This window comes from Pseudomonas jessenii, assembly GCF_002236115.1.
Lineage (GTDB): Bacteria > Pseudomonadota > Gammaproteobacteria > Pseudomonadales > Pseudomonadaceae > Aquipseudomonas > Aquipseudomonas jessenii.
The window spans coordinates 150,564-170,117 of sequence record NZ_NIWT01000004.1 but is presented as its reverse complement, the minus strand read 5'-3'; the positions used below and the strand labels follow the sequence as shown (position 1 = coordinate 170,117).

20 protein-coding genes are annotated in these 19,554 nt (G+C 60.6%); 11 read left to right on the top strand and 9 right to left on the bottom strand.

Features of this window, described 5'->3' with window-relative positions; translation table 11 throughout:
- Nucleotides 1-37: 37 nt before the first annotated feature.
- The 10 genes from PSJE_RS13865 to PSJE_RS13820 all read left to right on the top strand — a co-directional run bounded on the left by PSJE_RS13865 (nt 38) and on the right by PSJE_RS13820 (nt 7,125).
- Nucleotides 38-1,012 carry a KpsF/GutQ family sugar-phosphate isomerase gene (locus tag PSJE_RS13865; protein WP_057716416.1) on the top strand — a complete coding sequence of 325 codons (975 nt, stop codon included), beginning with the start codon at nt 38-40 and terminating at the stop codon, nt 1,010-1,012.
- On the top strand, nt 1,012-1,536 hold the full coding sequence (locus tag PSJE_RS13860) for a KdsC family phosphatase (protein ID WP_008018712.1): 525 nt from the start codon (nt 1,012-1,014) through the stop codon (nt 1,534-1,536). Before PSJE_RS13865 ends, PSJE_RS13860 begins: the two co-directional genes overlap by 1 nt.
- Nucleotides 1,537-1,543: 7 nt before the next feature.
- Nucleotides 1,544-2,116 (top strand): LPS export ABC transporter periplasmic protein LptC, encoded by a 573-nt coding sequence (lptC, locus tag PSJE_RS13855; RefSeq protein ID WP_057716417.1) that lies wholly within the window; start codon nt 1,544-1,546, stop codon nt 2,114-2,116.
- Nucleotides 2,103-2,651: a lipopolysaccharide transport periplasmic protein LptA gene (lptA, locus tag PSJE_RS13850; protein ID WP_057716418.1), complete on the top strand. Its 549-nt coding sequence runs from the start codon at nt 2,103-2,105 to the stop codon at nt 2,649-2,651. Before lptC ends, lptA begins: the two co-directional genes overlap by 14 nt.
- Nucleotides 2,651-3,376, top strand: a complete 726-nt coding sequence (gene lptB / locus PSJE_RS13845) for an LPS export ABC transporter ATP-binding protein (RefSeq protein ID WP_008054366.1) — start codon at nt 2,651-2,653, stop codon at nt 3,374-3,376. The genes lptA and lptB overlap by 1 nt, the downstream gene beginning before the upstream one ends.
- A 247-nt stretch (nt 3,377-3,623) precedes the next feature.
- Entirely contained in the window at nt 3,624-5,117 is a 1,494-nt protein-coding gene (locus tag PSJE_RS13840) for an RNA polymerase factor sigma-54 (RefSeq protein ID WP_015093497.1), read from the top strand.
- A gap of 74 nt (nt 5,118-5,191) precedes the next feature.
- Nucleotides 5,192-5,500: a ribosome hibernation-promoting factor, HPF/YfiA family gene (hpf, locus tag PSJE_RS13835; protein WP_007941242.1), complete on the top strand. Its 309-nt coding sequence runs from the start codon at nt 5,192-5,194 to the stop codon at nt 5,498-5,500.
- Between the two features lie 12 nt (nt 5,501-5,512).
- On the top strand, nt 5,513-5,977 hold the full coding sequence (gene ptsN / locus PSJE_RS13830; RefSeq protein WP_008046148.1) for a PTS IIA-like nitrogen regulatory protein PtsN: 465 nt from the start codon (nt 5,513-5,515) through the stop codon (nt 5,975-5,977).
- A gap of 2 nt (nt 5,978-5,979) precedes the next feature.
- Nucleotides 5,980-6,837 (top strand): RNase adapter RapZ, encoded by an 858-nt coding sequence (gene rapZ / locus PSJE_RS13825; protein ID WP_057716419.1) that lies wholly within the window; start codon nt 5,980-5,982, stop codon nt 6,835-6,837.
- A gap of 15 nt (nt 6,838-6,852) precedes the next feature.
- On the top strand, nt 6,853-7,125 hold the full coding sequence (locus PSJE_RS13820; RefSeq protein ID WP_057716420.1) for an HPr family phosphocarrier protein: 273 nt from the start codon (nt 6,853-6,855) through the stop codon (nt 7,123-7,125).
- Between the two features lie 28 nt (nt 7,126-7,153).
- On the opposite strand, the gene PSJE_RS13815 is transcribed toward PSJE_RS13820, so the two are convergent.
- The 6 genes from PSJE_RS13815 to pmbA form a co-directional block, all read right to left on the bottom strand.
- A complete protein-coding gene (locus tag PSJE_RS13815) occupies nt 7,154-8,047 on the bottom strand; it encodes a ZIP family metal transporter (RefSeq protein WP_057716421.1) in 894 nt (297 codons plus the stop codon).
- 31 nt (nt 8,048-8,078) lie between these two features.
- On the bottom strand, nt 8,079-8,690 hold the full coding sequence (locus PSJE_RS13810; protein ID WP_090453090.1) for a superoxide dismutase: 612 nt from the start codon (nt 8,688-8,690) through the stop codon (nt 8,079-8,081).
- Between the two features lie 2 nt (nt 8,691-8,692).
- On the bottom strand, nt 8,693-9,121 hold the full coding sequence (locus tag PSJE_RS13805; RefSeq protein ID WP_090453088.1) for a hypothetical protein: 429 nt from the start codon (nt 9,119-9,121) through the stop codon (nt 8,693-8,695).
- A gap of 27 nt (nt 9,122-9,148) precedes the next feature.
- Nucleotides 9,149-10,525: a class II fumarate hydratase gene (locus PSJE_RS13800; RefSeq protein ID WP_090453086.1), complete on the bottom strand. Its 1,377-nt coding sequence runs from the start codon at nt 10,523-10,525 to the stop codon at nt 9,149-9,151.
- The gene (locus PSJE_RS13795) at nt 10,518-10,913 is read right to left on the bottom strand and encodes a FagA protein (protein WP_090453084.1); all 396 of its coding nucleotides are present in this window, start codon (nt 10,911-10,913) and stop codon (nt 10,518-10,520) included. The genes PSJE_RS13800 and PSJE_RS13795 overlap by 8 nt, the downstream gene beginning before the upstream one ends.
- Nucleotides 10,914-11,163: 250 nt before the next feature.
- Nucleotides 11,164-12,510 carry a metalloprotease PmbA gene (pmbA, locus tag PSJE_RS13790; RefSeq protein ID WP_057716426.1) on the bottom strand — a complete coding sequence of 449 codons (1,347 nt, stop codon included), beginning with the start codon at nt 12,508-12,510 and terminating at the stop codon, nt 11,164-11,166.
- 108 nt (nt 12,511-12,618) lie between these two features.
- Between pmbA and yjgA the strand changes: the two genes are divergently transcribed.
- A complete protein-coding gene (yjgA, locus tag PSJE_RS13785; RefSeq protein ID WP_056728351.1) occupies nt 12,619-13,143 on the top strand; it encodes a ribosome biogenesis factor YjgA in 525 nt (174 codons plus the stop codon).
- Nucleotides 13,144-13,191: 48 nt separating this feature from the next.
- Here the strand turns inward: yjgA and tldD are convergent, their stop codons facing one another.
- The 3 genes from tldD to PSJE_RS13770 all read right to left on the bottom strand — a co-directional run bounded on the left by tldD (nt 13,192) and on the right by PSJE_RS13770 (nt 19,488).
- Nucleotides 13,192-14,634: a metalloprotease TldD gene (tldD, locus tag PSJE_RS13780; protein WP_057716428.1), complete on the bottom strand. Its 1,443-nt coding sequence runs from the start codon at nt 14,632-14,634 to the stop codon at nt 13,192-13,194.
- A 12-nt stretch (nt 14,635-14,646) separates the two neighbouring features.
- Entirely contained in the window at nt 14,647-15,501 is an 855-nt protein-coding gene (locus PSJE_RS13775; protein ID WP_057716429.1) for a carbon-nitrogen hydrolase family protein, read from the bottom strand.
- A 183-nt stretch (nt 15,502-15,684) separates the two neighbouring features.
- Entirely contained in the window at nt 15,685-19,488 is a 3,804-nt protein-coding gene (locus tag PSJE_RS13770) for a YhdP family protein (RefSeq protein WP_090453082.1), read from the bottom strand.
- Nucleotides 19,489-19,554 lie beyond the last annotated feature (66 nt).

Genomic DNA, 19,554 nt, shown 5'->3' with positions numbered 1-19,554 from the left:
AATCGCCGCCTTTTCATCAGGCTATACGATTTCTGACATGAGCCAATCCAGCGACCTGATTCAATCAGCACAACGCACCATCCGCCTCGAGGTAGAAGCCGTGCAAGGCCTGCTACCCCATATCGACGCAGATTTCGTACGCGCTTGCGAGATGATTCTGGCCAGCAAAGGCCGCGTGGTCGTGGTCGGCATGGGCAAGTCGGGACACATCGGCAACAAGATTGCCGCGACCTTGGCCAGCACCGGCACCACGGCGTTTTTTGTGCACCCGGCTGAAGCCAGCCACGGTGACATGGGCATGATTACCCGCGACGACATCATTCTGGCGCTCTCGAATTCCGGCTCCACCAATGAAATCGTGACCCTGCTGCCACTGATCAAGCGCCTGGGCATTCAGTTGATCAGCGTGACCGGCAAGCCTGACTCGCCGCTAGCCAAGGCCGCCGAAGTCAACCTGAATGTTCACGTCGAGCACGAAGCCTGTCCGTTGAACCTGGCCCCCACCTCGTCGACCACCGCCGCCCTGGTCATGGGCGATGCCTTGGCAGTCGCGCTGCTGGAAGCCCGTGGCTTTACCGCCGAAGACTTCGCCTTTTCCCATCCCGGCGGCGCCCTGGGCCGACGCCTGCTGCTGAAAGTGGAAAATGTCATGCACGCCGGGCAAGAGTTACCGCAAGTACAGCGCGGCACCCTGCTGAAGGACGCGCTAATGGAAATGACCCGCAAAGGCCTGGGCATGACCGTGATCCTGGAAGCCGACGGAAAGCTGGCCGGGATTTTTACTGACGGTGACTTGCGTCGCACGCTGGACCGTAGCATCGACATCCATAGCGCTACCATCGACCAGGTCATGACAGCACACGGCAAGACTGCCCGCGCCGAGATGCTCGCCGCCGAAGCGCTGAAAATCATGGAAGACCATAAAATCAACGCGCTGGTCGTAGTCGACAGTGAAGACCGCCCGGTCGGCGCCTTGAACATGCACGACTTGCTGCGTGCAGGAGTAATGTAATGAGTGCGGACCTGCTGCAACGCGGCAAACAGATCAAGCTGGCGGTGTTCGATGTCGATGGCGTGCTGACCGATGGGCGCCTGTACTTCCTCGAAGACGGCAGCGAGTTCAAGACGTTCAACACCCTCGACGGCCAGGGCATCAAGATGCTGATGGCCGCCGGCGTGCAGACCGCCATCATCAGTGGCCGCAAGACCCCGGTGGTCGAGCGGCGGGCCAAAAACCTCGGTATCCCGCACCTCTATCAGGGGCGCGAGGATAAACTGGTGGTACTCGACGAACTGCTGGCCCAACTCAACTTGAGCTATGAACAGGTGGCCTACCTCGGCGATGACCTGCCGGACCTGCCGGTGATTCGCCGCGTCGGCCTGGGCATGGCGGTGGCCAATGCCGCCAGCTTCGTGCGTGAACACGCCCACGGCATCACCCTCGCCCGTGGCGGCGAAGGTGCCGCTCGCGAATTCTGCGAATTGATCCTGCGCGCCCAGGACCGCCTCGACGCGGCCAATGCGGCGTACCTGTGAGCCCACTATGCTGAGCAAAAAATTTCGCAACACCCTGATGTTCAGTTGCATCGCGGCGATATTCGCTGCGGTTGGCTACTGGAACATCAGCCCGGAACGCTTCCTCGACAAGCCGGTAACGCCGGTCGATGAAAGCGCGATCGACTATTACGCCATCAACGCCCACAGCGTGCAGTACCTGCCCGACGGCAAGCTGCAATATGATCTGGTGTCCGACAAGGTCGAGCACGTGAAAGCGACCGAGGTGACATTGCTGACCAATCCCGACCTGAATGTGTTCCGCGGCACTGAATTCCCGTGGCACGTCCAGAGCCTGCGCGGCGAGGTCAACCCTGATGGCACACAGGTCGAACTGATCGATGACGTGCGCATCACGCGCTTCGACGAGAAAAACCGTAGAACCCTGATCACCAGCACCCGCATGACCGTGTTCCCGCAGCAGCAATATGCGCAGACCGAGCAAGACGTTAGAATCGACGGCGCTGGCGGTGTATCGACTGGCAAGGGAATGAAAGCGTATTTGAAAGAAAGCAGGATACACCTGCTATCGAACGTAAGAGGACAGTATGAGGCTCGTTAAAACCCTCCCGATTTTGCTCAGTCTGGGCGCAGCACTGGGAAGCGTGAGCGCCTGGGCTCTGCCGGAAGACCAACAGCAGCCTATCCGTATTCAGGCCGACGATGCCCAACTGGACGACAAGCAAGGTATTGCTACCTATAAGGGTGACGTGATCATCACCCAAGGCTCGATGAAGGTGACAGGCAACACCGTTACCATCACCCGCACCCCGGCTGGCGACATTGACGTAGTGACCTCGGTGGGCAACCTGGCGTACTTCGAGCAATTGCAAACGGCTGGCGACACCAAGCCTGTCCAGGGTTGGGGCGTGACGATCCAGTATCACGCTTCGCAAAATCGCGTCGTACTGATCGACAAGGCCAAAGTTGTCGACAAGGACAACAACGTCACCCAAGGCGAGAAAATTGTCTACGACACGGACAAGAAACTCGCCAGCGCCGGTCGCGCCACAGGCAGCAAAGTCACCGAGGCGCGTCCGCGTATCGACATGGTGATCCAGCCGAAGAAGAAAACCGACGAGAAAAAGGCCCAGTAATGGCAACTCTGAAAGCTCAGCATCTGGCCAAGAGCTACAAGAGCCGCCAGGTCGTGCGTGACGTCAGCCTGTCCATCGACAGCGGCCAGATCGTCGGCCTGCTTGGCCCGAACGGCGCCGGCAAGACCACCTGCTTCTACATGATCGTCGGCCTGGTGCAAGCCGATCAGGGCCGTGTCCTGATCGATGACCTGGACGTCAGCCACCAACCGATGCACGGCCGCGCAAAGGCCGGTATCGGCTACTTGCCGCAGGAAGCATCGATCTTCCGCAAACTGTCGGTGGCCGACAACATCATGGCCATCCTCGAGACCCGCAAGGAACTCGACAAGGCCGGTCGTCGCAAGGAGCTGGAAAGCCTGTTGCAGGAATTCCACATCAGCCACATCCGCGACAACCTGGGCATGAGCCTGTCCGGTGGTGAGCGCCGTCGCGTGGAAATCGCCCGCGCCCTGGCCACCAACCCGAAATTCATCCTCCTCGACGAGCCCTTCGCCGGCGTGGACCCGATTTCGGTCGGCGACATCAAGCAGATCATTCACCACCTCAAGGCCAAGGGCATTGGCGTGCTGATCACGGACCACAACGTTCGTGAAACCCTGGATATCTGTGAAACCGCCTATATCGTCAATGACGGCCAACTGATTGCCGAAGGCGACGCAGAGACCATCCTGGCCAACGACCTGGTCAAGGAAGTGTATCTGGGCCATGAGTTCCGCCTGTAAGCGCTGAGCCGTGCCCAGGCAGCTTGCCCGGGCACCTGACCAGCCACTCACCAGCGCTTCCGTGCCGACAAGCGTGGTCAGCCCTCGACAAGGGCAGCGCTGCAACACAGCTTTATAGTTTTTTATTGTTACAGCGCTCTAGGCAAACCCTTTAGTTTCAGGCATATAATTTGCTTAAGTTTGGCGCCCCGGCGCCCTGTAGTGGATGGCGCATGTGCGCCGGCGAATAAGGTGTTAAGCCCCTGCCATGAAACCATCGCTAGTCTTGAGAATGGGCCAGCAGCTGACGATGACACCGCAGCTGCAACAGGCCATCCGCCTGCTCCAATTGTCGACCCTGGACCTGCAACAGGAAATCCAGGAGGCCCTGGAGTCCAATCCGATGCTCGAACGCCAGGAAGAAGGCGACGACTTCGACAATTCCGACCCCCTGGCCGACAACGCCGAACAAAAGCCCAACACCGACATCCAGGAGCCCTCCTACCAGGAAAGCGCCCCGACGGTTGATAACCTCGATGAGGGTGACTGGAACGAGCGTATCCCCAACGAACTCCCCGTCGACACCGCGTGGGAAGACGTTTACCAGACCAGCGCCAGCAGCCTGCCCAGCAATGATGATGACGAGTGGGACTTCACCACCCGCACCTCGGCCGGCGAAAGCCTGCAGAGCCACTTGCTGTGGCAACTGAACCTGGCCCCGATGTCCGACACCGATCGCCTGATCGCCGTGACCCTGATCGACTGCATCAACAATCAGGGCTACCTGGACGAAACCCTCGAGGAAATCCTCGAAGCGTTCGACCCGGAACTGGACATCGAACTGGACGAAATCGAAGCCGTCCTGCACCGCATCCAGCAATTCGAGCCCGCCGGTATCGGCGCCCGCAACCTGGGCGAATGCCTGCTGCTGCAATTGCGCCAGCTGCCTGCCAAGACCCCTTGGCTGGCCGAGGCCAAGCGCCTGGTCACCGATTACATCGACCTGCTTGGCAGCCGCGACTACAGCCAGTTGATGCGTCGCATGAAGCTCAAGGAAGATGAGCTGCGCCAGGTCATCGAGCTGGTCCAGAGCCTCAACCCGCGCCCGGGCTCGCAGATCGAGTCCACCGAAGCCGAGTACGTCGTTCCTGACGTCATCGTGCGCAAGGACAACGAGCGCTGGCTGGTGGAGCTCAATCAGGAGTCGGTGCCACGGCTGCGGGTCAATGCCCAGTACGCCGGTTTCGTGCGCCGCGCCGACACCAGCGCCGACAATACCTTCATGCGCAATCAGTTGCAGGAGGCCCGCTGGTTCATCAAGAGCCTGCAAAGCCGCAATGAAACCCTGATGAAGGTTGCCACCCAGATCGTCGAGCATCAGCGCGGCTTTCTGGAGTACGGCGACGAAGCCATGAAGCCGCTGGTCCTGCATGACATCGCCGAAGCGGTCGGCATGCATGAATCGACGATTTCACGGGTGACCACCCAGAAGTTCATGCACACCCCCCGGGGCATTTATGAACTGAAGTACTTTTTTTCCAGTCACGTAAGCACCTCCGAAGGCGGCGAATGCTCGTCCACGGCGATCCGGGCGATCATCAAAAAACTGGTTGCAGCGGAAAATCAGAAAAAGCCGTTGAGTGACAGCAAGATCGCTGGTTTACTGGAGGCACAAGGCATTCAGGTGGCTCGCCGCACCGTCGCCAAGTACCGCGAATCCCTCGGGATCGCGCCTTCGAGCGAACGCAAGCGGTTGATGTAGGGCCACGCCACAGCGTTCCAGTGGTAGATCATCTGATCTGCCGCTTTATGCACTGGCAACGAAGGAGAAGCTGTATGCAAGTCAACATCAGTGGACACCAACTGGAAGTGACCGAACCTCTTCGCACCTACATCGGCGAAAAACTCGAACGATTGGAGCGACATTTCGACAAGATCACTAATGTGCAGGTCACGATGACCGTCGAAAAACTGAAGCAGAAAATCGAAGCCACGCTGCATATTCCCGGGAATGAAGTGGTCGCCAACGCGGAACATACCGATATGTATGCCGCGATCGACGCACTCACCGACAAGCTGGATAAACAACTCAAAAAGCATAAGGAAAAGACCCAGAGCCTCCTCCAGGGCGCAACCGGTCGTTAACACTCCCAACCCATGATCCGACTTGAAAGTATCCTGACCCCCGGCCGTTCCCTGGTGAACGTGCCGGGAGGCAGTAAAAAGAAAGCCCTCGAACAAATTGCCAATCTTATCGCCCGCGAAGTGCCGGCCCTGGAGATGCAAGATGTCTTCGAGGCGCTGATCGCCCGTGAAAAACTCGGCTCCACCGGGTTTGGCAATGGCATCGCTATTCCACATTGCCGTCTCAAGGGCTGTGTTTCGCCCATCAGTGCATTGATGCACCTGGACGCCCCTATCGATTTCGACGCCATCGACGGCGCGCCGGTTGACCTGCTGTTCGTGCTGTTGGTCCCGGAAGCCGCCACCGATGCGCACCTTGAGCTGCTGCGACAGATCGCCAGCATGCTCGACCGCAAGGAAGTTCGCGAAAAGCTGCGTAGTGCTGCAAGCAACGAAGCCCTGTATCAGGTTGTCCTTGACGAGCAAAACGGTCAGTAATCATGCGCTTGATCATCGTCAGTGGCCGTTCCGGCTCAGGTAAAAGTACCGCCCTCGACGTTCTTGAGGACAGCGGCTACTACTGCATCGACAACCTGCCAGCCGGTCTGCTGCCGGAGCTGGCCGAACGCGCCCTGGTTCATACCGAGATGTTGCAGCCGCTGGTCGCCGTTTCCATTGACGCGCGCAACCTGCCCAGCCACCTGTCACGCTTCCCCGACCTGCTCGAGGAAGTCCGTGCCCGCCACATCCAGTGCGATGTGCTGTACCTGGACGCCGACGAAGAAACACTGCTCAAGCGCTTCTCGGAAACCCGACGGCGTCACCCCCTGACCAACGCCAACCGCTCGCTGGCCGAAGCCATCAGCGTCGAGAGCGTCCTGCTCGGGCCGATTGCCGACCTCGCCGATCTCAAGATCAACACCACCAGCCTGAACCTCTATCAACTGCGCGATGCCATCAAACTGCGTCTGTTGAATCAGCCGGAGCCGGGGACTGCGTTCCTGGTGGAATCCTTCGGCTTCAAGCGCGGCATGCCGGTGGACGCCGACCTGGTGTTCGATGTGCGCTGCCTGCCCAACCCTTACTGGAAACCGGAGTTGCGCGAACAGTCCGGGCTCGATCAACCGGTTGCCGAATACCTGGCGGCTCAGCCGGATGTCGAAGAGATGTTCCAGGACATTTCCACATACCTGCTAAAGTGGCTGCCTCGCTTTGCCGCCAGCAACCGCGCCTACGTCACCATTGCCATTGGCTGCACTGGCGGACATCACCGTTCCGTCTACCTGACCGAGCGCCTGGGGCAAACGCTGCAACAATCCCTGAAGAACGTCCAGGTCCGCCACCGCGACCTCAGCTAAAGGATTCACATCGCGATGCCTGCTCTGGAAATCGAAATCATCAATAAACTGGGTCTGCACGCTCGCGCTTCTGCAAAATTCGTTGGGGTAGCAGGTCAGTTCCCGTGCCAGATCAGGGCCGGACGTACACCACAGTCCATGGTCGATGGTAAAAGCATCATGGCGATGATGATGCTGGCCGCCGGCAAAGGCACCACGATCCACTTGAGCACAGAAGGCGAGCAGGAACAGGAAGCGCTGGATGCTCTGGTGGCGTTGATCAACAACTTCTTCGACGAAGGCGAGTAATACAACCACAAAAGCCCCTCACCACAAATCAAGCGAGGGCTGTATCCATCACCATCATCAAACAAAACCCCATCAGCAGCCCGAGGCTGGCAAGCTTGTCATGACCATTGCGGCGCGACTCGGGAATGACTTCGTGGGTCACCACCAGCAGCATCGCCCCCGCCGCCAGCGCCAATCCCAAAGGCAGCAGCAGTTCGGCCAGGCTCACCAGCCACGCGCATAGCAGTGCGAACACCGGTTCTACCAAACCTGACGCCGCACCGATCAGGAACGCCTTGCCCCGGGACATCCCTGCCCCGGCCAGCACCAAAGCGATGACCAACCCTTCCGGTACATCCTGCAAGGCAATGCCCATGGCCAGGCTGTCGGCGTCAGGCATTGCGCCACCGGCCGAAACACCTACCGCCATGCCTTCCGGGATGTTGTGGGCGATGATGGCAAATACGAACAGCCAGATCCGCGGAGCAATGACCGGTCGTTCCAGCGTGCCGACCAGCATGTCCGGGCTGGCGCCAGAGACCTTCCGATCCACCAGGAACAACAGGAAGGCGCCGAGCATAATGCCGAAGCTGATCAGCCCACTGGACGCCCAAGGTGACAGTCCAAGCCCTTCGGCGGCAGAGATGCCCGGAACGATCAGCGAAAATGCCGTCGCAGCCAGCATCACGCCAGCGCCAAAGCCAAGCAAAGTGTCGCTGAGCCTCTGCGGCATCCGCCGAATCACCAACACCGGCACCGCGCCCAGCGCGGTACCCAAGGCGCAGATCGCACCGCCCTGCAGTGCGCGCAGCAACTTCGGCTCAAGGTCGAGCCATGCCAGCCCATGGGCAACCAAAAGGCTCATTCCCGCCAGAAGTAACAGCGATCCGAACGCGTAACGAAACATCCGTCCATTTCCGATCGCCAGTGTTTCAGTGCCCATAGTCCAGCCTTGGATTGTTTTTATGGAAGACTTAAACCAGTGCGGCCTGATAGCGCGCAGCGACTTGCGGCCAATTGATCACGCGGTAGAACGCGCTGATGTATTCCGGACGACGGTTCTGATAACGCAGGTAATAGGCGTGCTCCCAGACGTCGAGGCCCAGAATCGGGGTATTGCCGTTCATCAACGGGCTGTCCTGGTTACCGCTGCTTTCCACTACCAAGGTCTTTTGCGGGGTCACGCTCAGCCAGGCCCAGCCGCTGCCGAAGCGGGTCAACGCGGCCTTGGTAAAGGCTTCCTTGAAGCTGTCGAGACCGCCCAGTTGTTCATCGATGGCCTTGGCCAGCACGCCTTCGGGCTCGCCACCACCGTCGGGCGCCATGACTTCCCAGAACAACGAATGATTGGCGTGGCCGCCACCTTGGTTGATCACCGCCGTCCGTAGTTTTTCCGGCAGTTGCTGAACGGCGGACACCAGCTTCTCCACGGGCCACTCGGCATACTCGGTGCCTTCAACAGCCGTGTTCAGGTTATTGATGTAGGTCTGGTGATGCTTGGTGTAGTGGATCTCCATGGTCTGCGCATCGATGTGCGGCTCCAGGGCGTCGTAGGCGTACGGCAAGGCAGGCAAGGTAAAAGCCATGTTCAATGGACTCCATGATGATGAGGCGCAGGCGAAGCGGCATCGATGTGCAGCAGCCGATGGGTACGCGGATACTCGCCGTGCTCACTGATGAAATTCAGCAGCTCGACGTAGGTCTTGCTGCTCTGGCGCAACGCGGCTTCTCGCAATGTTTGAGGTAGCCGCGGGTCCTGCATGGTCTGCAGCAGCCGTTGGTGGATGGCACACAAATATTCGGCGCTCTCCTCCGGCTGATTCAGACGCAAGTGCAGGTCTGCCAGGTTGTGATGGGAAATCACGCAGGCCGCTACCGCTTCGTCGGCATCCGCCCAGCGCTCGAACAGCACCTGGGCCAGAGCCAATGCCTGCAGGTACGCCTCGCGGGCATCGACCAGTTCACCCAGCATGAAAAAGCGATTGGCTCTTTCGATCGTGCGTTTCCAGTGCTCCATGGTGCGCCTCCAAAGCGGTAACGGGGCTTAGACGCCGCCCGCAGTGAGTTTTTCCGGGTTGAGCAATTCTTCCAGTTGGCTGCGCGTCAGGTCGCTGTGTTCCAGCGCGACGTCAATCACCGGCCGACCTTGCTGATAGGCCTTCTTGGCAATCTCGGCAGCCTTCTGGTAACCGATGATCGGGTTGAGCGCGGTGACCAGAATCGGGTTGCGTGACAGTGCTTCCTTGATCCGGCCTTCGTTGACCTTGAAGCTGGCGATGGCCTTGTCTGCCAGCAGACGACTGGAATTGGCCAGCAACTCGATACTGCTCAGCAGGTTCTGGGCGATGATCGGCAGCATCACGTTCAGTTCGAAATTGCCCGACTGACCGGCGATGGTGATAACACTGTCGTTGCCGATGACCTGAGCCGCGACCATCGCGGTGGCCTCTGGAATGACCGGGTTGACCTTGCCCGGCATGATCGAAGAGCCCGGCTGCAAGGCTTGCAGTTCGATCTCGCCAAGGCCGGCCAGCGGGCCGGAGTTCATCCAGCGCAGATCGTTGGCGATTTTCATCAGCGACACGGCGGTGGCCTTTAGCTGTCCGGAGACGGCAACGGCAGTGTCCTGGGAGCCGATCAGCGCGAACAGGTCCTTGCCTGGCTGGAACTTAACCCGGGTCAATTTGCTTAGCTGCTGGCTGAACCGCGCCGCGAACTCGGGGTGGGCGTTGACACCCGTGCCCACCGCCGTGCCGCCTTGAGCCAGGGATTGCAGGCTTGGCTGCAAGCCCTGCAGATGGCCGATGTTGGCCTTGAGCTGCTGCGCCCAACCGTTGAGCACCTGGCTCATGCGCACCGGCATGGCGTCCATCAGGTGCGTACGCCCGGTTTTGACGTGGTGATGAACCTGCTCGGCCTTGCGCTCGATGACCTGCACCAGATGCGTCAGCGCCGGCAGCAGTTGTTCATGGAGCGCCAGTGCTGCGCTGACGTGAATGGTGGTCGGGATGATGTCGTTGCTGCTCTGCCCGCAGTTGACGTGATCGTTGGGGTTCACCGCCTCGCCCAGCAAGCGGCTGGCCAGCGTGGCGATCACTTCGTTGGCGTTCATGTTCGAGCTGGTGCCGGAACCGGTCTGGAACACATCCACCGGGAAGTGCTGCATGAAATCACCTTCGAGCAAGCCCTGGGCTGCGTCGACGATGGCTTTGCCCTGGGCTTCGCCGATCTGCTTGAGCTCGACGTTGGTGCGGGCGGCCGCTGCCTTGGCCAGGATCAAGGCGCGGATGAACTGAACCGGCATCGGTTTGCCGCTGATCGGGAAGTTATCCACCGCACGCTGGGTCTGTGCGCCGTAGAGGGCGTCTTCCGGGACCTGAAGCTCGCCCATACTGTCGCGTTCGATACGGGTATTACTCATCGGGAGATCCTTGCATCAGTTCTATGAGAGGAATCGAGGGCTGCAACTCACAGGTAGCGAGTTGCCAGGTGTAGCTCTGCCAGCGCTTGAGGCGGCATTTGCACAACGAGAGGCGTTCCAGTTCGCGCAGCGGGCGCCAGGCCTGGTCGAGACAGTAAGTGCGCCAGTGCCACGGCAGCGCGACATCGGCGGCGGTATCGAGCAACAATCGGAAGGAAGTTTCGGCGACGGTCCAGGGTGAGGTGGCCGTGCAACACGCCAGGTACCGGCCTTCGGCCAGGTAGTGGTCGATCAGGCGAGGCTCGTCGGGGTTCATCGCGCAACGGATCTGGCGACTCATCCAGCGCCAGCTTTCGAGGTAAGGCTGCTCGTGCAAGGCAGAACTCATGATCCGGGGCTCATTCGGTAATGAGATTTATTATTATATGATAATGAGAACCAAAACAAGGCCGTGCCGACACAGCAGATCCATTGTGGGAGGGAGCCTGCTCGCGAAGGCGTCATCACTTTCAACATTGATTTCGTCTGACACGCTGCTATCGCGAGCAAGCTCGCTCCCACAGGGGATCTGAGTTGTAGCCAACAAAAAAGGCGCGCCACCCAATGGGTGGCGCGCCTTTTGGTGAAGCGGCCGTGGCTTAGCTGCCTGCCACCGTCATCCGCTCGATCAGCACCGAGCCGGTGCGAATGTTACTGCGCAGTTCCAGATCATTACCCACGGCAACGATCTGCTTGAACATGTCGCGCATGTTGCCGGCGATGGTCACTTCCTGGACCGCGAACTGGATTTCACCGTTCTCGACCCAGTAACCCGCTGCACCACGGGAGTAATCGCCGGTGACCATGTTGAGGCCCTGCCCCATCAATTCAGTCACCAGCAAGCCACGCCCCATGCGCCGCAGCAACGCCGCCTGGTCTTCGTCGCCATGGGTGACGAACAGGTTGTGCACGCCACCGGCGTTGGCCGTGCTCGGCATACCGAGCTTGCGGCCGGAATAGGTGCCGAGGATGTAAGACACCAACTCGCCCTTTTCGACGAACGGTTTGGCGTAGGTTGCCAAACCATCACCGTCGAACGCTGCACTGCCCATGGCACGCATCAGATGCGGACGTTCGTCGATGGTCAGCCACTCCGGAAACAGCTTCTGCCCGAGAGTGCCCTCAAGGAAGGACGACTTGCGATACAGGCTGCCGCCGGAAATCGCCGACAGGAAACTGCCGAACAGCCCCCCAGCCAACTCTGCGGAAAACAGCACCGGCACCTCGCAAGTCGGTACCGGACGTGCGCCCAGACGACTTGCCGCCCGTTGCGCAGCGCGTTGACCGATGCTCACCGGGTCGGCGAGCAGATTGCCCTGGCGGTTCACGTCGTACCAGTAATCGCGCTGCATCTGGCCATCGGCCTCGGCGATCATCACGCAGCTCAGACTGTGCCGAGTCGATGCGTAACCGCCGATAAAGCCGTGGCTATTGCCATAAACGCGGCAGCCCTGATGGGTACTGAGGGTGGTGCCGTCGGCGTTCTTGATCCGGCTGTCGGCGGCAAACGCCGCGGCTTCGCAGGCCAGGGCCTGTTCGATGGCTTGTTCCGGAGTGATGTCCCATTGGTGGAACAGGTCGAAATCCGGAATATCGCGCGCCATCAGCGCGGCATCCGCAAGGCCCGAGGCTTCGTCTTCCGAAGTGTGTTTGGCGATGGCCAGTGCAGCGGCGACGGTTTCGCGAATCGCATCAGGACCGCTGGCCGAGGTGCTGGCCGAGCCTTTGCGCTGCCCCACGTACAAGGTGATGCCAAACCCCTGGTCGCGGTTGAACTCAACGGTTTCGACCTCACGCTGGCGCACCGAAGTCGACAACCCCTGCTCCAGCGACACCGCCACTTCACAGGCGCTGGCCCCCTGGCGCTTGGCTTCAGCGATGATCTGCTCGACTTGTTCCTGCAGTGCCGGCAACGCTTGTGGGCCGACGCTTTCAACTGCACTCATGCTGTTCTCCACTCAAATTCTGCTTTCGGTAACGGTCATCGAGCGACCGGGCCGGACAAGCGGCCCCCGACTGGTTATCATGGCGGCGTTTCTTTGCGGACGGCCACCATGGTTGATTCTTACGACGACTCCCTCGATACGGGAGAAAAAAGCAAATCCCAGGTCAAACGCGAGCTGCATGCTCTGGTTGACCTTGGCGAGCGCCTTACAACACTCAAGCCTGACTTGCTGGCAAAACTGCCCTTGACCGACGGAATGCGTCGGGCTCTGGCCGATGCGCCCAAGCACACCGCGAACATCGCGCGAAAACGGCACCTTCAGTTCATCGGCAAACTGATGCGCGATCAGGACACTGCCGCCATTCTGGTTCTGCTCGATCAACTCGATGCCTCCACCCGTCAATACAACGAACGCTTCCATAACCTGGAACGCTGGCGCGATCGTCTGATTGCCGGCGACGATGCCGTACTGGAAAAATTCGTCGTCGACTACCCGGACGCGGACCGCCAGCAATTGCGATCCCTGATCCGTCAGGCCCAGCATGAGGTTGCGCAAAACAAACCTCCTGCTTCCAGCCGTAAAATCTTCAAGTACATCCGTGAGCTGGACGAGACTCAACGCGGTCTGCGTTAATTCTCGAAGCGGGTGAGCTGCCTCGCAGCTCACCCGCAGCCTCACTTCTTACGACCCCGTGCCACCCACGGTGATCGCATCAATCTTCAGCGTTGGCTGGCCGACACCCACCGGCACCGACTGCCCATCCTTGCCACACGTACCCACGCCGCTGTCCAGCGACAGATCATTACCGACCATCGACACCTTGCTCATGGCTTCCGGCCCGTTGCCGATCAGGGTCGCACCCTTGACCGGAGCGGTAATCTTGCCGTCCTCGATCAGGTACGCCTCGCTGGTGGAGAACACGAACTTGCCGCTGGTGATGTCCACTTGACCGCCACCCAGGTTGGCGCAGTAAATGCCGCGCTTCACCGAAGCGATGATTTCCGCCGGGTCGCTTTCGCCGGCGAGCATGTAGGTGTTGGTCATGCGCGGCATCGGCAGGTGCGCGTAGGATTCGCGACGGCCGTTACCGGTGCGTGCCACGCCCATCAGGCGGGCGTTGAGCTTGTCCTGCATGTAGCCCTTGAGTACGCCGTTTTCGATCAGCGTGGTGCACTCGGTCGGCGTGCCTTCGTCGTCGACACTCAACGAGCCACGGCGACCGGCCAGGGTGCCGTCATCGACAATGGTGCACAGCTTCGACGCAACCATCTCGCCCATGCGACCGCTGTAGGCCGAACTGCCCTTGCGGTTGAAGTCGCCTTCCAGACCATGACCGACCGCTTCGTGCAGCAACACGCCCGACCAGCCGGAACCGAGCACCACCGGCAAGGTACCGGCCGGTGCCGGAATGGCTTCGAGGTTGACCAGCGCCTGGCGCAACGCTTCACGGGCATAGCCCATGGCGCGGTCTTCGCCGAGGAAATAACGGTAATCGGTCCGACCGCCACCGCCATGCCCCCCGCGCTCGCGGCGACCGTTCTGCTCGACGATCACGCTGACGTTGAAGCGCACCAGCGGCCGTACATCCGCCGCCAGACCGCCGTCGGTGGAAGCCACCAGAATCCGTTCCCAGACACCGGCCATGCTCACGGTGACTTGCTGGATGCGAGGGTCGAGGGCGCGGGTCGCGGCATCGATTCGCTTGAGCAAATCGACTTTCTCGGCACGGGTCAGCACTTCCAGGGGATTGTCCGGCGCATACAACTGCGCGACATCCTGGCTGGTGAATGCCTGCACGGTGCCATTCTGGCCAGCGCGGGAAATCGAACGGGCGGCCCGCGCCGCCGCGCCAAGGGCTTCCAGGGTGATGGCATTGCTGTAGGCAAAACCGGTTTTTTCACCCGATTGCGCGCGCACGCCCACACCTTGGTCAAGGTTGAAGCTGCCTTCCTTGACGATGCCGTCTTCCAGCGCCCAGGACTCGGAGATCTGCCCCTGGAAATACAGGTCGGCCGCATCGATGCCCGGCCCGGCCAGGTCGCCTAGCACGCCTTGCAGGCTCTCGATCGTGACGCCACCGGGCGCCAGCAGGTGTTCACTGACTGAGGACAACAACTCGCTCATATGCTTTACGCCTTAAATTCGTCGTTCTGATGCAGGTCGCTGGGCGCCCTGCGAGAAAAAGCGCCGGTGACTGGACACCGGCATCCGCGCCCGGATGGACGCCTGTTCGCTGCTGTCGCGTTCGGCCAGCAGCACGGCCTCGCCTTGATCCTGTTGTGCCAGCACACGCCCCCACGGGTCGATGATGGCAGCATGACCGAAAGTTTCCCGCGGCCCCGGATGCGTCCCACCCTGGGCAGCCGCGAGCACATAACATTGTGTCTCGATGGCCCGTGCGCGAATCAGCACATCCCAATGCGCCGCGCCGGTCACCGCCGTGAAGGCCGAAGGGGCGGTAATCAGTTCCGCGCCGGCCGCGCGCAATTCGCTGTACAGCTCCGGGAAGCGCAAGTCGTAACAGACCGTCAGGCCAACCCGCCCAACCGGTGTGTCCGCCACCACGACCCCACTGCCATAAGCATAGTCATCGGATTCACGATAACGGCCGCGATTGTCGGCCACGTCGACGTCGAACAGGTGCAGCTTGTCGTAGCGCGCCACCGTTTCACCCTGGTCATCGACCAGCAACGAACAGGCATGCACCTTGGCCGCCGGTTGATCCACCGGCGGCAACGGCAACGTGCCGGCCACAATCCATAACTTGAGGTCGCGTGCGGTCTGTTTCAACCAGGGCAGGATCGGGCCTTCGCCCAGTGCTTCGGCGCGTCCGATGTCGGCAATGTCGCGCCGGCCCATGGCGGCGAAGTTTTCCGGCAATACCGCGAGCTTCGCGCCACCGGCGGCCGCTCGCTCGAGCAGCCGACGGGCCTGGGCCAGATTGGCCAGCACATCGCTCTGGCTGACCATTTGAATCACCGCTAGAGACATGGCCTTTTCCTTATTGAAACCAACACAGACCTTGTAGGAGCGAGCTTGCTCGCGATGAGTTTGAATGCGACGCGTTTTTTCAGACAGCCTGCGTCATCGTTCACGTCCATCGCGAGCGGGCTCGCTCCTACAAGGGGCGAGCCGCAATGGCCATGCTACTCCATAGGCCCGAAGGATGGCGTTTCAAAAAGCCTTGTCGAAGGCAATCTTCGGTTCTTTCCAAGGCCCTTTGACGGTGTACTTCACACTGGCGAAACGGGCGACCCGGTCTCCGATCAGCTTGTCGATCAGGAACAGCGCCCCGCCGACCGCGGGTGCACCGACGATCAATGCGGCAATCGGCAGGTTATTGGTCACCGGCAAGGTCACCATCAGTTTCGCATCGATCTGATCGGCCACCATGTTCAGGGTGCCGTCGAGTTCAATGGTGCTCGACGGGCCCGTCAGCTGGATCGGCTTACGGGTGACATACACACCATTGGTCCCGACCAGCAGCCCCTTGACCCGGTCATAACTCAGGCCTTTGCCGAACAGGTCGGAGAAGTCCAGGCGCAGGCGCCGGCCGATGGAGTTGAAGTTGAGCAAGCCAAATACCCGCAGCGCCTGGGCACTGCCCTCAACCTCGACGAACTGACCCTGATTGAGGGTCGCATCAAGCGTGCCGGAGAAACGCTTGGTCGCCACCCAGGCCGGTGAGCCGGGCCAGCGGCCATCGACATCCATATAGAAGTCCTGGCTGGTGACGCTCGGCGCAAACCCCCAGCCCTTGAGCACATCGGCGAGGTTCTTGCCGCTGATACGGCCCTTGTACCAGCTATTGCTGGCGCCAGGCACGCCTTCCCAGCCACCGCTGCCCACCAACAGCATGCCCTTGAGGCCCAGGTCCAGGGAGTCGAACACGATGCCCTTGGGCGTCGGACGAATTTTCAGCGACCAGCCCCCCACCAGATCCTGCCCTTGGAATAGCTGATTGATGGTGATGTCCATCGCGGGGATTTTTGTCGGGTCCACCGACGCCAGCGGATCCGGCGAGTTTTCATCGGCCAGCACGGTCGGGTCCGGTGCGGGCAGGCGCACAGTTTGCAGATTGATCGTGATCGGCGTGGCTTTCGCATCGGGAAGGCTGGCGCTGCCATTGATCTGCTGGCTGTCCAGTTGTAGCGCCCAGGCGGAAGGCTTGCGCGCCAGCTGGATCGAGGCCTGATCGAGGGTGGTGCCGATACCGCTGAGCTTGCCCACCTTGAAATCCGCGCCGCTGAGCAGTTGCCTGGCGCTGCCGCCGGGGTCTTGTCCGGCGTATCTGTCCACCAGATCCTTCCACGGGCCAACGTCCAGCTCCGACAGCACGCCCCGTATCCGCAGGCCTTTGGTGCCAGGCAAGACGGACTCGCCGCCACCGAGGAACAACTCCCCGCGACCGTCGGCGAAACTACTGGCCGGGGCCGCGAACGTGAAACTCGCCAAATCTCCGTAATTGACCCAATAACGCCGCTCGTCGCCCTGCAAGGTCATGCGGAACGTGGTGTCGCGCCCGGCCTCGGAGGTTATGCCGAACGGTGCAGGCAAATCGACGGCCACGCCCTTGAGGCTGGAATTGACCATCAACTGGCTGTCGGCGCCGTCCAGTGTCAGTTGCAGTTGATACGGGATCACACCGCTCACCGGCAGAGGTTGGGTGACCTTCAGCCAGTCGGTCAGTTTCTTGACCTCGACCTGCCCTGACGCGGCCACCCGGGTACTGTGCTTGCCCGGGCTGCCATCGGCAAATATCTGTGCGGTGACCGGTTTGTCGAACGCCCGGGCGCTGATGTTCTGCCCGGTCAGGCCTTTGCCGCTGTCGAAACGGAAATCACCTTTGAGTTGGGTCAGTTCCAGCGCAGGTTCGGCCAGCTTCAAGCGCGCCTTGGCGGTCTTGAAATCGACGAGGATCTTCGGCTCCTCGCCTTTTGCCAGGGGAATATCGAGCTTCAACTTGCCTTGCAGGTCACCCTCGCCTTCCCAGCCGGCAAAGGTTGCTCCGGTACCGATCGGTGCTTCCTGGAGGATTTTCAGGCCATCGCCCAAACCGCCGGCAAATCCGCCATCGAGGAACAAATGAACGTTCTGCCCGGCTGGCACATGGGGAATGTCGACGTAGATATCGTTGACCTGGGTGTCGAGTAATTGGCCCTTGCTGGCCAGAATCCGCACGCCGCTGTCTTCGACAAACACATCGCCGCTGACCTTGCTGACATGGGGCCAGCCCGGCTGGAAGGCCAGTTCGGCATCGTGAACCTTGAAGTACAGGCTGATGCTGCGATCGACATCCGCGGCACCGTGGCTGAGCGACCCTTGATACTGGAAGAAGCCTTGATCCACCGCGCCCTTGAGAATCGCCGTGCGCAGCCATTCGTCCAGCGCCGGACTGAGGACCGTCGGCAAGTACTTGGCGGTGTAGCGACCGTCACCGTCCACCAGGCCGACCCGCAGGTCCATGTAGTCTTCCCGGGTGTGATCGAAATACAGGCGAATCAGGAAGTCGCCGGCGATCTTGCCTTCCTCGCCCAGCACTTTCAGATACGGCGCGATCAGGGTGAAACCTTCTTTATCGAGTTTCCAGGTCAGCCGCGCATTGGCCTGAATGTACTGCCATGGCTTGGCGAAAATCGGGTCCAGGTGCAGCATGAAATCCTTGCTGTCCATGCGCAGTTCGCCGTGCCCCAGGTCACCGCTGATGCTGCCGCTGACATTTCGCGCCGCCGGCGCACCGTGATAGGCGTCGAAGCCCACCTGGTCGAGGTTGGCGGCAAACCCGAACTTGCTGTCGTCGGTGGCATTGGGACGGAAGTCGACCAGCACGTTACGCAGGCCACCCGTGACCTTGAGCCGCTCGACGACCGTGGCAAAACCCTCTGGTAACGGCGCCAGTGCGTTGAGCAGCGGGGTCAGCGGCGTGAGATCAACCCGGTCGGCTTGCAGGTGCCAGAGTTCTTCGGTTTTATCAGTGGCGGCGTTTTGCGTGAGCTGCAGATGCGTTTCCCAGCGGGTCTCGCCGAAGTTCATCGCCAGGGAGTCCAGAGTCACTGACGCACCTTTGGCACTGCGCTGGAAGTAACCATTGAGCGCCAGGTTATTGATCTGGATCGGCTTGCGCTCGGCGTAGGCACCCTTGAGTTGTGGCGCGTTCACGCGCACCGCAGCGCTTTGCAAGGCGCCTTTGCCCCAAGTCACCCACAGCTCGCCGCCGGCCTTGATCTCGGAAAAAATCCACTGTTGGGTCAGACGTTCAGGCAACCACTTCGACCAGTCGCTTTGCGGCAGGCTCAGGTAGACCTCGGCTTCACCGTCCTTCCATTGGCTGGCTCGAATACGGGTACGCAGGCTCATGGCCACCGGTTGCCCGTCCGGCAGGGTCAGCCGTGCGTCGAGCCGCTGCCGCGACGCCCCGGTTTTCAGATTCAGGCCGACATAAGTCAAGGTCAGCGGCGATTCGCCAAACGGCTGCAAGGTCACCTGGCTGTCGAGCACCGACAGTTGCTGGATCATCTGCATCTGATTGAGCAGTTGCTCCGGATCGGTGGGCTGGTCCTGGCGCATCGGCAAACCTTCCAGAGCCCACTGACCGCCCTCACCTTGCCTGAGGTTGATCTTGAGGCCGCTGAACTCCAGATGAGCGATGCGTACCTGGCGGGCCAACAAGCTGGCCCAAAGGTCCGGCACCGCGCGCACCTGATCCAGGTGCAAGGCATTGGCGCCGTCGCCGACCGTCACGTCGCGGGCCATCAATATAGGGGCGAATCCACTCCAGTTGCCTTCGAGCTCGCCGATCTGCAACGGCATGCCCAAGGCATCGCTGGCTTTGGTTTCGATGTCGGTGCGGTACTCGGCGACTAGCGGCATCAGCTCCCGGCCAAGGCTGACGTAGAGCGCCATCAACACCAAAACCAACGCGCACAGGCCCAGACCCCAGCGGGTCAGTGCGGCCAATATGCGTGTCAGACGGTCCATGTCAGGTGGCTCCCATGGCAAAAGTTTTGCAAAAAGCTGAGGCCAGCCATTCTCGAACAATCAAAA